Annotated in this window: 11 protein-coding genes; 6 read left to right on the top strand and 5 right to left on the bottom strand. The window is 28.4% G+C overall.

The genetic code is table 11. The annotated features are described in order from the left end of the window. The first annotated feature begins 53 nt into the window (after nucleotides 1-53). Both GCL60_RS01985 and GCL60_RS01990 read left to right on the top strand, forming a co-directional pair. Nucleotides 54-794: a response regulator gene (locus GCL60_RS01985; RefSeq protein WP_153418185.1), complete on the top strand. Its 741-nt coding sequence runs from the start codon at nucleotides 54-56 to the stop codon at nucleotides 792-794. A gap of 14 nt (nucleotides 795-808) precedes the next feature. Then, nucleotides 809-2,902: a tetratricopeptide repeat protein gene (locus GCL60_RS01990; RefSeq protein ID WP_153418186.1), complete on the top strand. Its 2,094-nt coding sequence runs from the start codon at nucleotides 809-811 to the stop codon at nucleotides 2,900-2,902. Nucleotides 2,903-2,904: 2 nt separating this feature from the next. On the opposite strand, the gene GCL60_RS01995 is transcribed toward GCL60_RS01990, so the two are convergent. Then, nucleotides 2,905-4,110, bottom strand: a complete 1,206-nt coding sequence (locus tag GCL60_RS01995) for a Bcr/CflA family efflux MFS transporter (RefSeq protein WP_153418187.1) — start codon at nucleotides 4,108-4,110, stop codon at nucleotides 2,905-2,907. Next, complete coding sequence (lepA, locus tag GCL60_RS02000) at nucleotides 4,110-5,930, bottom strand: translation elongation factor 4 (RefSeq protein WP_153418188.1); 1,821 nt, start codon at nucleotides 5,928-5,930, stop codon at nucleotides 4,110-4,112. Before lepA ends, GCL60_RS01995 begins: the two co-directional genes overlap by 1 nt. A 93-nt stretch (nucleotides 5,931-6,023) precedes the next feature. On the opposite strand from lepA, the gene GCL60_RS02005 reads away from it, so the two are divergent. Further along, on the top strand, nucleotides 6,024-6,608 hold the full coding sequence (locus tag GCL60_RS02005) for a hypothetical protein (RefSeq protein ID WP_153418189.1): 585 nt from the start codon (nucleotides 6,024-6,026) through the stop codon (nucleotides 6,606-6,608). Further along, a complete protein-coding gene (locus GCL60_RS02010; RefSeq protein ID WP_153418190.1) occupies nucleotides 6,584-7,330 on the top strand; it encodes a substrate-binding periplasmic protein in 747 nt (248 codons plus the stop codon). Before GCL60_RS02005 ends, GCL60_RS02010 begins: the two co-directional genes overlap by 25 nt. Nucleotides 7,331-7,337: 7 nt before the next feature. On the opposite strand, the gene ruvB is transcribed toward GCL60_RS02010, so the two are convergent. Then, entirely contained in the window at nucleotides 7,338-8,348 is a 1,011-nt protein-coding gene (gene ruvB, locus GCL60_RS02015) for a Holliday junction branch migration DNA helicase RuvB (protein ID WP_153418191.1), read from the bottom strand. An 11-nt stretch (nucleotides 8,349-8,359) separates the two neighbouring features. Further along, nucleotides 8,360-9,061 carry a Holliday junction branch migration protein RuvA gene (gene ruvA, locus GCL60_RS02020; protein ID WP_153418192.1) on the bottom strand — a complete coding sequence of 234 codons (702 nt, stop codon included), beginning with the start codon at nucleotides 9,059-9,061 and terminating at the stop codon, nucleotides 8,360-8,362. Nucleotides 9,062-9,352: 291 nt separating this feature from the next. On the opposite strand from ruvA, the gene GCL60_RS02025 reads away from it, so the two are divergent. Then, nucleotides 9,353-10,084, top strand: coding sequence for an MIP/aquaporin family protein (locus GCL60_RS02025; RefSeq protein ID WP_153418193.1), 732 nt, complete (start codon nucleotides 9,353-9,355; stop codon nucleotides 10,082-10,084). 16 nt (nucleotides 10,085-10,100) lie between these two features. Here the strand turns inward: GCL60_RS02025 and GCL60_RS02030 are convergent, their stop codons facing one another. Continuing rightward, nucleotides 10,101-13,151 carry a fibronectin type III domain-containing protein gene (locus tag GCL60_RS02030; RefSeq protein WP_153418194.1) on the bottom strand — a complete coding sequence of 1,017 codons (3,051 nt, stop codon included), beginning with the start codon at nucleotides 13,149-13,151 and terminating at the stop codon, nucleotides 10,101-10,103. Nucleotides 13,152-13,488: 337 nt separating this feature from the next. On the opposite strand from GCL60_RS02030, the gene GCL60_RS02035 reads away from it, so the two are divergent. Then, the gene (locus GCL60_RS02035) at nucleotides 13,489-14,586 is read left to right on the top strand and encodes a thioredoxin domain-containing protein (RefSeq protein WP_153418195.1); all 1,098 of its coding nucleotides are present in this window, start codon (nucleotides 13,489-13,491) and stop codon (nucleotides 14,584-14,586) included. The last annotated feature ends 70 nt before the right edge of the window (nucleotides 14,587-14,656 follow it).

The raw sequence follows: 14,656 nt of genomic DNA on the forward strand, positions 1-14,656 counted from the left end.
CATTAAAAATGTATTCTTAAATGTAAGTTCATTTATTTAATTTGAGGTCTTTTATGAATAACACACAAAATAAGCTACTTGTGCTTGTTGTTGATGATCAAGATGCATTTCTTCAAGCGGTTGTTGATGAAATTCAATTTCATGGATTTGAGGCCATGACGGCAAAAAACGGGCTTGAAGGTTTAGAGCAAGCAAATAAATCTAAATTTGATCTTATTCTCTCAGATATTCGTATGCCAAATAAAGATGGTCAATGGTTTTTATCGGAACTTAGAAAAACTCAAAAGTGTTTTCCTCCCTTTATATTTATGACTGGTTTTGCGGATCTTTCAATTCAAGATGCTTATTCAATGGGAGCGGATGGTTTTTTAGGGAAACCATTAAATCCTGAAAAATTAGAAATCATTCTTGAAAAAATATGTCTTCCTTTAGAAAAGCGTTGGTCTGCTCCTCCAAAAAATGCTCCTGTTCATCATATTTCGAAAAATTTTTCATGTTCTTATGATGATCAAAATCTTCGAGAAATTTCTTTTGGACGGGGAGGGATGTATTTAGGGATTGAAAAACTAGCCTTTGAAATTGGCGATTCTATTTCATTTAAGTTTGAATTTAGTAATGGAGATATTAAAAAGTTTGAAGGAAGTGGTAATATTGTTTGGAAAAAAGAAAATCCAGATGGGAAATCGGATGAATATGGTCTTTATTTTGAATATCTTAGTCCAGATACAATGAAGTCTTGGATAAATAATTTAAAAAATATAGAAAAAATTGAAGTGATTCCAAATGGAAAGTAATTGGAGAATATAAAATGACGAACATTTCGCTTTTAGATAAAGAGAAGTGTGCCATAGTAATATTAGAAACTATTACACCAATGCAAAATATTTATATTTCTTCTTTTATAGATCTTGATTATAAATTAACAACACCATTTACTGAACTTAACGATATTATAAAACATATAAAAGATACTCATGTTGATTGGTGTCTTTTAAGTTTAGATCATTTAATTAATGTAAATCTTTTAGATCTATTTGATAATTTATTTAAATCCTCTAAAAATCAATCTTTGCTCATTAGTATTATAAGTAAAGAAAATGAAAATTTAAATACTATATTATCTTTATTTGAAATAGGATTATTTTCGAATTTTATTAAGCCATCCTCATTAGACGACTTTGAAGAACAATTAAAGAAAATATTAGAACAAGTTGATCTTCTTAAAGGAAATTATACTTTAGTATGTTCAAATTTTATAAGAGAATTATTAAAGAATAATAAAATGTTTAAAGAACTATTGCAGTTTGAAAAATCTGTTTTAGAGTTTTTTCCTGGTTCCTCAAGGTGTTTAATTCATCTTGCCGAGGCTGAATGTTTAAATAAAAACTTTTCCTCTGCTGTGAAAACAATAGCACAAGCTAAATTTATTGATCCTGAGTCTGAAAAATTAAGTAATATTATTTATGATAAATATTTAAAAAATTTAAAAGAAATTTCAAATAATGCGAATCAAAATATTTTAGGTATTGAAAATTGTATTATTATAGATCCCGATTCAGATGTTCAATTTTATGTGTGTGAAACATTGAAAAAACTTGGAGTTAATGAATATCAAAGTATAATGGATGGCGAAGATGCTTATAAATATTTAAGTAAAAATAAAGAACCAGATCTAATTATAATGGAATGGAAAATTCCAAAACTGAGTGGGGTTGCATTAGTTCAAAGAATACGAAAGTTAGGTTTTAATCGGTGTTTTATTGTTATAATAAGTTCCCTTGTTAAAGCAACGGAACATCCACTTTTGCAAGAACTTGGTATTGAAGCTGTGATCGAAAAACCTTTTGATGGGGCTAAACTTTCAAAAGAACTTATTGGTGTGACACAACGAGCTCGTAAGCCCTTAGAACAAGGACCACTAGAAAGAAAAATTCGAATTTTATTAGCTTCTAAAAAATTCAATGATGCAAAAAAATCATTGATGGAATATATGCAACGTCCTCAAATTTCAAAAGTTTCTAAACTTCAAATGCAAGCAGAATTTGAATATGGAACGGGAAACTATGGGGTTGCAAGTAACCACGCACTCAGTGTTCTTAAATCTACGGGTGGATCTGTTCTTCTTTTCTCTTTATTAGGAAAATGTTTTATAAAATTAAAAGATTTTAAAACGGCATTAAAATGTTTTGAAAAAGCTCATGAACTTTCACCTACAAACATGGATCGTATCCTTACTCTTGTTGACTTAAAACAAGAATCTGGAAAGGTTGCAGAAGCAAAATCATTATTGGACGATGCTAAAAAGATTGACCCAACGAATACAGAAGTGATTGAAACGGACTATCGAATCGCAATTAAAAATTCAGAAAATCAAAAAGCGTCTCAAATTCTAAAAAATTTGAATTCATTAACAGGCGTTATTGGCTTGATAAATAATGATGCCGTTGCAAGAATTCGTTCGGGAAATTTTGAAGATGGTATTAAACTTTATAAAAATGCATTAGAAAGTTTAACAGAAGATTTAAATGACTATAAAGGATTAATCACATATAATTTAGCTCTTGCTCACGCTCGAAATAAAGATCTTAAAAGTGCTTTAGAAACTTTAAATTCAATTGAAATCAAATCGAATACAAAAATTTATAAAAAATTTAAAAGTTTTAAAGTAAAAGTGAAAATGGCTTCATTAAGTGGTGGACAAATTGATTCATTAGATAATTTTAATGAAAATAAAGAAACAGAGGAGGCTCAGAGCTCTAAAAGTTCAAGCGATGATAATGATGAAAAAAAAGGGACATCAATATATGAAAATATATTGAATGATATTGAAAAAAAATCGGAAGTTAAAAAAGGTTCTCGTTGTTGCTATAAAATATACAATAGAGTGGATAAAAACCTTTAAATTTAATTTAATTCTTTAAAATTAAATTTTATCATTTTAGATTTATACCCAATTATTAAAGATAAGAATAAAATAATTGCAATATATAATGTAAATGAGAAAATAGTCTCATTATAAAAAATTCCAAACATGGCAGAAAATAAAGAACCAATTATAAAAAACATAAAATAAAGTAACGCAGAAGCCATGCCTTTAGACTGTGTCGTTGAATCTAGAATAAGTCTGGTAAAAGGAGCCGAAAGAATACCATAACCGAAATTAAAACATGTAAATGCAGCTATAATTAAATACAAATTATTAGGAGCAATGTAAGAAAATAAAACTGTTACGATTGATGAAATAAATGTAATCATAAATCCAATGGATAATGATTTAAAGGAGTTCATAAATTTTGATAAATATCTTAAAGTAAATGTGCCTAATATAAATGCCATAAATATGGGAATTTGAACAAGACTAAATTCGCTTTTATTTAAATGATAAAGATTCATTAAAACAATAGGCGAGCTTGAAATCCATACAATTACAGAACCAAATGATAGAGCAAAACTAATGCTGCCAAATATAAAATTTTTATTTTTAATTAAATCTAAATATATAGTAAGAATAGGTTTCAATCTTATTTTTATTTTTTTGTCATTTGTGAGTGTTTCTGGCATAAAAAACCATAAACCAATCAGTCCTATCAATGACAATAAAAATGTCGTAACAAAAATGTAGCGCCAGCCTGCAAAAAGCATAACAGTACTACCTGCAAGAGGGCCTATCATAGGAGCAAATAAAGCAACGGAAGCCATCCAAGAAATCACATTGATGGCTTCTTTTTCTTTATAGAGTTCATGGACGCAAGCGTAACCTGCAACACCTATAAAACAGGGACCCATACCTTGAAGAATGCGTGCAACAAAAAAATTAGGCATATTAGAAGCAAGAATTCCAATTATATTTCCAATTAATACAATGACGCCTCCAACAAACATGGTAGAGCGCCTACCATATCTGTCAGAAATAGGTCCAACAAAAAGTTGAATTGAAAGGGATCCTAATAAAAATATGGATAATGATAAAGGAACAAGACTTTCCGAAACTTGAAATTCTTTTACAACATCTATTAATGCAGGTAAAATCATGTCATTGGACATGTATACAGCAAATTCAAATAAAACGAGAAAAATCAAAAAATAAATATTTTTGTTACTTTTAGCCATTATTCCACGTCGGATAAATTTAGTATTGCCATAAATGCCTCTTGAGGTATTTCGACACTTCCAACTTGTTTCATACGCTTTTTACCTTCTTTTTGTTTATCAAGTAATTTACGTTTACGTGAAATATCGCCTCCATAACATTTTGCCGTAACATCTTTACGCATGGCACTTAACGTTTCACGTGCAATGACTTTTGAACCAATTGCTGCTTGTAAAGGGACTTCAAATTGTTGTCTTGGAATAACTTCTCTTAGTTTTTTAACAAGTAAACGGCCTCTTTCATAGGAATTGCTTCGGTGCACAATACAAGAAAGAGCATCGAGAGGTTCTCCATTTACTAAAATATCAAGACGCACGAGGTCACTTTCTTTATAATCATGAAATTCATAATCCATGCTTGCATAGCCACGAGATATACTTTTAATTCTATCAAAAAAGTCAAAAACCATTTCGTTTAAAGGAAGTTCATATTGAAGCATGACACGACTTTGCGAGAGGTATTCCATTTTTGTTTGAAGACCACGGCGCTCTGCTAATAAAGCCATAACTCCACCAAGATGTTCTTGAGGCATATGGAATGTTGCTTTTACAACGGGCTCCGAAAATTTAGCAATATTTGCGGGTGGTGGTAAATTGGATGGGTTATCGACGCGAAGTTCTTCCCCTTTTGTGGTTTCTACAATGTAAACACAAGTAGGAGCCGTAAAAATAACATTCATATTATATTCGCGCTCTAAACGTTCTTGAATAATTTCCATATGCAAAAGACCTAAAAAGCCACAACGAAATCCAAAACCAAGTGCAACAGAAGTCTCAGGCTCATAACTTAACGAACTGTCGTTTAAAGTAAGTTTAGCAAGAGCATCTTTTAAGTTTTCAAATTGATTGGTTTCAACAGGAAAAATTCCTGCAAAAACCATTTGTTTTGCTTTTTTAAAACCAGGTAATGGCTCAACATTTGAATTTGCCATACAAATGGTATCACCAACGCGGGAATCTTTAACGTCTTTTACATTTGCTATAATATAACCCACTTCGCCGGCGCTTAAACTGTCACGTTGATAAGCTTTAACACACATAATGCCCACTTTTTGGACCTCAAATGTTTTGCCAGAGTGCATCATTTTAATTTGATCACCTATTTTTACAATACCATCTACTACTCTCACTAATACAATTACGCCTTGATATGGGTCAAACCAGCTATCAAAAATAAGTGCACGGAGATCTTTACTGCGTGTGTCTTCTGGGGCGGGGACGTAATGAATAATGGCTTCCAGAACGTCAGCAACACCCATACCCGTCTTAGCGCTACATTTTATTGCGTTAGAGGTGTCTATGGCGAGCTCTTCTTCAATTTGAAAACAAACTCGATCATAGTCTGCACTGGGAAGATCGGCTTTGTTTATGACAGGAATAATTTCAACATTATTATCACCTGCTAAATAAACATTTGCCACTGTTTGTGCTTCAACACCTTGCGTGGCGTCGACAACTAGGAGTGCTCCTTCACAAGCAGTTAGGCTTCGACTTACTTCATAAGTAAAATCCACATGACCAGGAGTATCAATTAAATTTAATGTATAAATTTTTCCATCTTTTGCTTTATAATCTACAGTTGCTGTTTGAGCTTTGATGGTAATCCCACGTTCGCGCTCTAAGTCCATACTATCAAGTATTTGCGCTTGTTTATCGCGATCAGCCACAGCCCCCGTAAGTTCCAATAAGCGATCGGCTAGAGTAGACTTACCGTGATCTATATGGGCAATAATACAAAAGTTTCTTATTAGATCTGGTTCAGCATTTGTTGTTTTGCTCATTCTTTTCTACCTTAGTTAAAATAAAAATCAATTTCTGCCGATAGCATAACCCAAGGAAACATACTCAATAGTTTGTAATTCGCAAGGACTGTTATGCTCTTACGTTTTCAATATGAACCTTTAACAAAATTTATCTGTTTCATGCTACCTTCTTTTTTTATTTCCTGCCAATCCGTTGAAGAAGATGATATCACTCATTTATCTCCACTTGTTTCTTCTCAAGAGTATGTATATATTCCTATTAAAAGAGTATTATTTGATTATTACGACAAAAAAAAGTGGCGTTTTATAACTCAACAAATTGATTATATTGACGGTAAAAATATGCAATCTTTATCTTCACTGTGGATTTTTGATTATATGCCAATAGAAATCATTGTATTAGATAATCCTAATATAAATGAATCCGTTACTTTTGATTTTCAAGAAAGTAATGGCATTTCATTTAGAAAAACAAATATTTATTTGCCTTTTAAAGAAACAACAGAATCAGATGACTTAGATGATCAGCTTCCTACTTGTAAAGGAACAGAGTTTCGTGCAATAGCAAGAATTGTCAGTAACTTAAAATATATTGGAATTCATAAATTAAAAAATAATATTGAATTAAGGGAAAACGATTTACGAAATTGGTTTTCATTAGGTGAAATAATTTGCTTAAATATTGTCAGACTATAATTTATATTTTATTTTTAATACCGCAGAATCTATTTGCATTAGAATGGGTTGGTGCGTGTGAAAGAGATTTTCCCCCTTATAATTATATTGAAAATGGAAAATATATAGGAATAGATACAGAAATAGTAACATTAGTCATGAAAAAATTAAAAATTAATTTTTCGATTCATACGGATACCTGGGATAATGTTTTTCATAATCTAAAAGAAAATAAATATGATTTTGCTTGGCAATTTGTTGATACTCCTGCTAGACGAAAGTATTTCTATTTTGTTGGACCTATTCGTTATGGACTAGATGTATTTGTTGTAAAAAGTACTTCAAATATTACGAATTGGAAAAATATGCGAGATTTTGATGGAATGAAAGCAGGTGTTATAAAAACTTATAGTTATGATCACAAATTTGATACCGCAAAAAATTTTACTAAAGTTCAATTTAATAATATGAATGATCTTTTAAATGGCCTTATAAATAACAAAGTCGATTTTATTATAGGTGATTTTAATACAATTTTATTTATATCAAATAAGAATAATTTGAATGATAAAATTCGCTTTTTACCTTCTTCAATTAAAAAAGTACCAAGATATATTGCTTTTGCAAAAAAAAGTAAACATAGAGGATTATATTTTGAGAGAAAATTAAATGAAATCATAAATTCAAAAGAATATAATGATATTATTGAAAAATATGAAAATCTCTTTAAAAATAGAAGATAACTTTACATTAATTATCTAAATGGTTTTTGCCTAAATCTGAAAGCATGCGTCCTCTTGCTGTTCTTAACACAAATCCCCTATAAACTAAATAAGGTTCATAAACATCTTCCAATGTGGATTTTTCTTCATTTAATGCAGCAGCTATGGCATCTAGACCAACGGGTCCTCCTTGGTATCGATCTTTCATTATTTTTAAAAAATCTCTATCCATAATACATAGACCTTCACTATCAACACCTAATCTTTTTAGTGCTAAATTAACAACATCACAATCAATTGAGATTTTATTAGAAACTAAAGCAAAATCTAATATTCTTTTTAATAATTGATTTGCGATACGTGGCGTTCCACGGCATCGGGTTGATAAAAGAAAGGCTGCTTCATTTTCAAGTTGCGCATTCATTATTTTCGCGCTTCGCATTAATATTTTTGTTAATGATTCAGGCGAATAAAAGTCAAGGTGTTCTTGAATTCCAAATCTATCTCTTAAGGGAGCGGAAATGGCACCTGCTTTTGTTGTTGCTCCTATGATACAAAATGGAGGTAAATCAAATTTTACCGTTCTTGCTGTAGGTCCTTGTCCAATTAAAATATCTAATCTCATATCTTCCATTGCTGAATATAATATTTCTTCAACATTAGAGGGTAATCTATGAATTTCATCTATAAATAGGATTGTTTTTGATTCAATGCTTGCAAGAATACCCATTAGATCTGCGGCGCGTTCTATGACGGGACCAGATGTTACTTTAATTTGATAGCCCATTGTTTCGGCAACAATGCCAGCTAAAGTTGTTTTACCTAAACCGGGTGGTCCATGAAATAAACAATGATCTAACATTTTTCCACGTAACTTTGCAGCCTGTGTATAAACTTTTAAATTTTCACAAACCCTTTCTTGACCAGGATATTCATCAAAATTTTTGGGTCTCAAATTTAAATGTGGTTCTATCGTATCATTTGCTAATTCAGGTAAAACAATTGAATTATCAAATTTGGTATGTACACTGGTATCCATATTTTGTAACCTTAATGTTTTAAGATCATTCTTTCAGAAAGCTTTGAAAGCGATTCTTTTAATGCAAGTTCAAAAGAAATATTTTCTCCATGTTGTAAGCGTTGTTCAACGCTGTTTACTACTTCAAAATATTGTTTGTCTTTATAACCTAAATGAAATAATGCGCTTTTTAAATCTTCTACTATTTGTTTTCTTATAAGTTTTTGTTCAATTTTTTGAGATGCTTTATTGCTATTTAAAATAGATCCTGCCATATTTTCAGAAATTTTAGTTTTTTGAATTTCAATATCATCCCGTTTTCGCGCTAATTTCTTTTGTAATTTATCTTTTAATTCTAAGACAAGTCTTTCTGCAGTTTTAGGACCCACTCCTGGAATAGATGTTAGTTTCGTTATTTGAGCTGTTGTAATAATTTCACATAAATCATAACCATCTACTGGTCCTAATAAAGCTAATGCCGCTTTAGGTCCTACACCAGAAACCTGAATCAATTCTTGAAAAACTTTTTTATCAAATGAAGATGAAAAACCAAATAATCGAATGGCGTCTTCACGTACATGAGTTAAAATACTCAATTGAACCTCATTTAAAAGTGTCGGCAATTGACATAATGTAGTAGCAGGAACTTCAATTTCATAGCCAACACCACCTACATCTATAACTATATTTTCGGGGTTTTTTTCTATCAAGATTCCTCTTAAAAATCCAATCATGAACGAATCCTTTACATATGAATCAAGTTATCTATAAAACAAGAGTCTTAAATTAGATATCAGATCATAACATATTTTGATTTAAACAAGCTTTTGCTAGGAAAATAAAAAATTAAAAATGAAACCTGATTTAAAATATGTTTAAAATTTGAACACATTTTTTGGTTATTTAAAGTGCTTCCTCTTTTTTGTCAAATTAAAAAAAATAAATGTTTTATAGACAAAAACTTAAAAATCGTGTTCGTTATCACTACTGTGTGGATAAATAATTTATTCTGTTGGGGAATCATTATGGATGATAGAATATTAGGCGAATTTTTAGGTTGCGTTTTTTTAATTTTATTTGGTGGTGGTGTTGTTGCAAATACATTGCTTTCAAAGTCAAAAGGATTAAATGCGGGTTGGCTTGCCATTTCGACAGGTTGGGGATTTGCTGTAATGGGAGGCGTTTTTGTTGCTAAATCGGTTGGATCCATTCAAGCGGACTTAAACCCTGCTGTTACTTTAGCAAAATATTTATTGGGTGGAATTTATTCTTTATCCGATTTATTTCCTATCATGCTTGCCCAAATATCTGGATGTTTTTTAGGTGCTACTTTAGTTTGGTTAACTTATTTACCACATTGGAAAGAAACAAGAGATCCCTCTCTTAAATTAGCTGTTTTTTCAACAGGCCCAGCAATAAGACACTCACCTTCAAATTTAATGACCGAAGTGATTGGAACAACTATTTTGGTTTTTGGAATTGGTGCTATTTTTGGTAAGGCCACAAATAACGGTGCTATATCTCCTGCAATGGGACCTTATCTTGTCGGTATATTAGTTTGGGCCATTGGCCTTTCATTAGGGGGCTCAACTGGTTATGCAATAAACCCAGCAAGAGATTTAGGACCAAGAATTGCACATGCTTTGTTACCTATAGCAGGCAAAGGAAAATCGGATTGGACTTATTCTTGGATCCCTGTTTTGGGGCCAGTTCTTGGCGGTATTATTGGTGCTTATTTATGGAAAACTTTTTTATAAATAAAAAATTTAACAATTAATTATATCCTAGTTCTAATGAAAATTCACCAATAATACCTGTTTCAATTATATTCGATTTAATGGAATCTGTATTTGTATATCTACTTAAATAAAATAACTTTGCTCCGAAACCAAAAGCAGAACTTTGATGATTTATTTTTAACTCACCTTTATAACCATTTCCAATATATTTAAATCCATAATTAATTGGAAATGTCAAAATATAACTTCCTTCAATTAGGGCTTTTATATTTTCTTTCTCAAAAAATTGATATCCAAGAGAAAGTTTATTATTTATAATATAAACTAATTTATCTTGCATCGTATTAAAACCCTGGGATTCATATACAATATCTTGTGAAATTGAGCTTTCTGCATTATAAATTACATCATAATTTGTTTTATAATTGACCCCAAAAAAAGTACTAAATAAATATTTTTGGCGATTAATAATATCGTAAATAGGCGATTTTAATAAATCTACATATAAAACTTCTGAGCCAAAATAACTATACAAGTTGTCTTCCCAGTTTTGGTTTAAAGCGGCAGATAAGCTTGGACTTGCTGCAGAATAGAGAGCAGCATGTGAGTTAGAATTATTATTATACTCATTAAAAGTTAAGTATCTTACTCCTAGATTCATATCTAAAGTATGAGGAGTATGTCTCCCATTATGACTCATAATAGTAACTTTTTCAGAAAAATTAGATTTTAAATTTTCACATTTAACTAAAATTTTGTAAATATATTTTTCTTCATATAAAATGGATTTATCTTCAAATTGTCCATCTAATTCAGAAGAATGAATTAAGATAAAATCATCAAAATTTGGAGATTCTGAACGAAAAATTTCGTATTCCATTTTGATATTACTTTCTAATTTTTTCCAGCTTAGAAATATAGAGTTATCTTTTGAATATGCTATTAAATCAATAGGCTCTTTTGGCGTTGTTATAATTGAGACGATATCAGAATTCACTTCTATATTTTCTTTATTTATTGCTGAAATAATATAAAATACTTCATTTCCGGGTTTTACTTTTTTGTCTATAAAATGGTTGTCTTTAATGTTTTTTGCGATAGTTTCATAGTTATTTTCTTTTTCATAGGAACGTTTAATAGAATATAAATAATTTGAGTTTGTTATTAATTTGTCCCAATTTATTTCAACATCATATTTTTCAATTAGATTCAATTTAATATTATTGACAGAATTTGATTTTGTTAAAATGCGAACGATATTTGATTCTATTTTTTTATTATATTCATTTTCAGCAATGATTTTATAAAAATATTGAAAACCATTTAAAGCGGATTTATCAATGAAATCGGTTTCATTTAAATTTTCAGTTATAACTTCATAAGTATTAAAATTATTTGGCGATCTTAACACAGAATATTTTAATGGTATATTTCCTAAATTTTTGTTCCAATTTAAATGGACTTCTGAGTTTTCATAAGAAATATTTAGTTTAATTTTACTATGTTCTGTTTTTGTTGAAAAAATATTAGAATATATTTCGACGCCATCTTCATTTTTACCAATAATCTGATAAAAGTAATTACTATCATGTTTAATTCCTCTGTCTCTGAATAGTTTCATTTTCAAATTAGAAGCAATTGTTTTAAATTCATCATTTAGTGATGTAGATCTTAATACATCATATTTAATTGGTATTTTAGATTTTCCATCTTTCCAATCCAAATAAATATATTCCTTTTTTGAATAGCCATTTAATTCTATTTTATTTGGTGATGTATTAATAAATACTTCATTTGATAGAGAATAATTATCATTTGTATCAAATGTTTTAATGATATAATAATATTTTACACCGGGTTTTGCCGTATTGTCTTCAAAAAATAAATTAGTTAGACCTTTTTTTATTGAATAATAACCTTTTTGACTATGTAAAGATCGTTTGACTTCATAAGTAATTGGTAGATATGATTTTGCCTCATCCCATTTTAAAATAATTTTATTTTTTTCTAGTTTTGATATTAAATTGAGAGCAGGAGTGGGTCTTGTATGAATGATTTCTATATTAGATTCTATTTTATTTTTTTCTTTATCATAACCAATGATTTTGTAGTAATAGCTCATGCCATCTTTAATAGATAAATCTTCATAAAAATGAGATTGTATATTTTTTTCAATGATCTGATAATTATCTTCATCATAAGAAGATTTTAAAATTTCATAGGTGTAATTTTTTCTAGTTGTTCTTTTTTTCCAATTCAATATAATATGATTTTTGTCATATTTAAGTTTAAGTATAATTTCAGAATTTTCTATTTTATTACTATTTGTCTTATTTTTTGTTATGATTTCTTTTTTATCATCTGGTATATTAGTTTTATTTTTATCATAAATTTCAAAAAATTCTTTGAAAGAAAGTTTTTTAAGATCCGTTTTTTCTGAATTTGATGAACTTAATATAATTAAATTTTCTCTATCTATTTCATTAATTTCTTTTAGCTTTGAAATTAGAATAGGGATAATTATAATCTCTTTAGGATATATTAAATCGCCTTTTGATGGTTTTTTGTTAGGATTTAATTCTAGAGTTTTAAATAAATTCCCATTCTTTCCATAAATTGGAGAAGCGCCGTATTTTTTAAGTAATATACTTATCATATCTCCTTTTTTTACAGTATGTTCTATGTAAACATAACCTTCAGGTAATTGAGTTAATGTTTCAAGGGAAGCTTCTTTATAATGAATTGATGTGCTAAACTCATATTTTTTTAAATTAATTGCAAATTCATCTTTTTTCACTTCATAATTTGCTTTTTTGGGCAAAATTACGACTTCTCCTGGATAAATTAGATGGCTATTTTTTTTTCTTTTATTCTTGTTTAATTTTATAAATTCTTCAATATTCCCATTTTTACCATAAATTGGTCTTAAATTTTTTTTAATTAAAATAGATTCTATAGTATCATATTTTTGAATAATGTATGATTCATAATTATTTTCTTCGGCTTCAGTTTTTGATATGATAATACAATTGCTAATAAAATATATGATTAAATATAAATAATATATTAATTTATTTTTACTCAAGCAAACCTTGTCCTTATAAAACTTAAAAAATCATATATATTTCGGTATGTTTGCTTTTAGTTTTGAATATATTATTAAATATGTCTTTATTATGATTGGGAAAATATTATTCATTTATTGTTTTTTTTTAATTATAGTTGAAATGAATAAGCAAAATTTTCGGAGTCAAACAAATGAATTGAAATCAAAAATTTAAATTAAATTCGTTATGATATCCATAACCGAAAAAAATCAGTTTTTTGCTATCTCTAAAATATGATATTTTTATGTCAATTTGATGAATCTATTTTATAAATTAACTTCTTTTTTGTTATAATTAAAAAAAGAGGAGCTATTTATGAATATTAAAAAAATATTTACCCTATTTTTAATTTTATTGGCTGGGTTTATTTTAGGTGTTGGTTTTTCAAATAAAATTTTGCCCATTTTTAATAAAGAAATTGACATTGATGATATATTTGGGAAAAAACTAATTGAAGTAGATGGGATTCGTTTTACTTCAACCTCATTACCAAAAGAATCCATTTATGATTATTATAACCTAAAAAATAATATTTATCATGCTGAAAAAAATTTCTTAAACCAGACAGCTTTAAGAATTGCATTAACAAATGATTTTAATAAAAAAAATGCAAAACAGGAAGATTTTTTAACTTTGAAAGACTTGATTAAGTTAGATTATATTGATGATAAAATTGTGAAAAACTATTATGATGATATTTTAAAAAAAGAAGGAGTTGGTGTTTTCCAAGGAAAAACATTTGAAAATCTCAAAATACAATTGAAAAATCAGTTGATAAATCAAAAAATGATAGAAATTTCTGAGAAAAAAATAACTGAACTTCTTAAAAATAATAGAATTAAAATTCTAATCCCTGACTTAGAAAATCCTCCATTAAATATTGATATTTCATCTTTTCCTTCCTCAGGAAAAAAGCAATCTGAAATAACCTTATTAAATATTTATGATTATAATGAATTAAAAAGTAAAGAAAAAGAGGAAAAATTTGAAAAAATATTCAAAAAATATGGAGACAAGGTTAATTTTGTTTCAATACATTATTCGTCAAATAATAATAAAATGAATGAAATTTTAATAAACGGAGCTTATTGTGCTCAAAAACAAGGGACCACTTCATTTTTAAAATATAATAAGATGATCTTTCAACTTTCTTTATGGAAAGAAAAAAATTTATCTAACATAAAAGATATTAAGAATAAAGTAATAGAAATTGCAAAGTCATCAAATTTAAATTCAGAGATCTTTCAATCTTGCTTAGACTCTCAAAAAACATTAATTGAAAATCAATTGATACAACATCAATTAAGCAACTCATTCATAATTAAAAACTCACCAAATTTTTATATAAATAAAAATTCGAAATTATATTCACAAGAAGAAATAGAGCAGGCTTTAAGAAGGACTGTTCATTAATTATCTAGTTAAAATTTTGAACAAATAAAATTAAAATATTTAAATCATAATATAATTCATTAAGTTTAAT

This window comes from Silvanigrella paludirubra, assembly GCF_009208775.1.
Lineage (GTDB): Bacteria > Bdellovibrionota_B > Oligoflexia > Silvanigrellales > Silvanigrellaceae > Silvanigrella > Silvanigrella paludirubra.

What these genes read in the sequence shown, in the direction of transcription:
- ruvA (WP_153418192.1), bottom strand. Translation starts at nt 9,061, where the DNA reads ATGATTGGATTTTTAAGAGGAATCTTGATAGAAAAAAACCCCGAAAAT.
- GCL60_RS01990 (WP_153418186.1), top strand. Translation starts at nt 809, where the DNA reads ATGACGAACATTTCGCTTTTAGATAAAGAGAAGTGTGCCATAGTAATA.
- lepA (WP_153418188.1), bottom strand. Translation starts at nt 5,930, where the DNA reads ATGAGCAAAACAACAAATGCTGAACCAGATCTAATAAGAAACTTTTGT.
- GCL60_RS02025 (WP_153418193.1), top strand. Translation starts at nt 9,353, where the DNA reads ATGGATGATAGAATATTAGGCGAATTTTTAGGTTGCGTTTTTTTAATT.
- GCL60_RS02005 (WP_153418189.1), top strand. Translation starts at nt 6,024, where the DNA reads ATGCTCTTACGTTTTCAATATGAACCTTTAACAAAATTTATCTGTTTC.
- ruvB (WP_153418191.1), bottom strand. Translation starts at nt 8,348, where the DNA reads ATGGATACCAGTGTACATACCAAATTTGATAATTCAATTGTTTTACCT.
- GCL60_RS02035 (WP_153418195.1), top strand. Translation starts at nt 13,489, where the DNA reads ATGAATATTAAAAAAATATTTACCCTATTTTTAATTTTATTGGCTGGG.
- GCL60_RS01985 (WP_153418185.1), top strand. Translation starts at nt 54, where the DNA reads ATGAATAACACACAAAATAAGCTACTTGTGCTTGTTGTTGATGATCAA.
- GCL60_RS01995 (WP_153418187.1), bottom strand. Translation starts at nt 4,110, where the DNA reads ATGGCTAAAAGTAACAAAAATATTTATTTTTTGATTTTTCTCGTTTTA.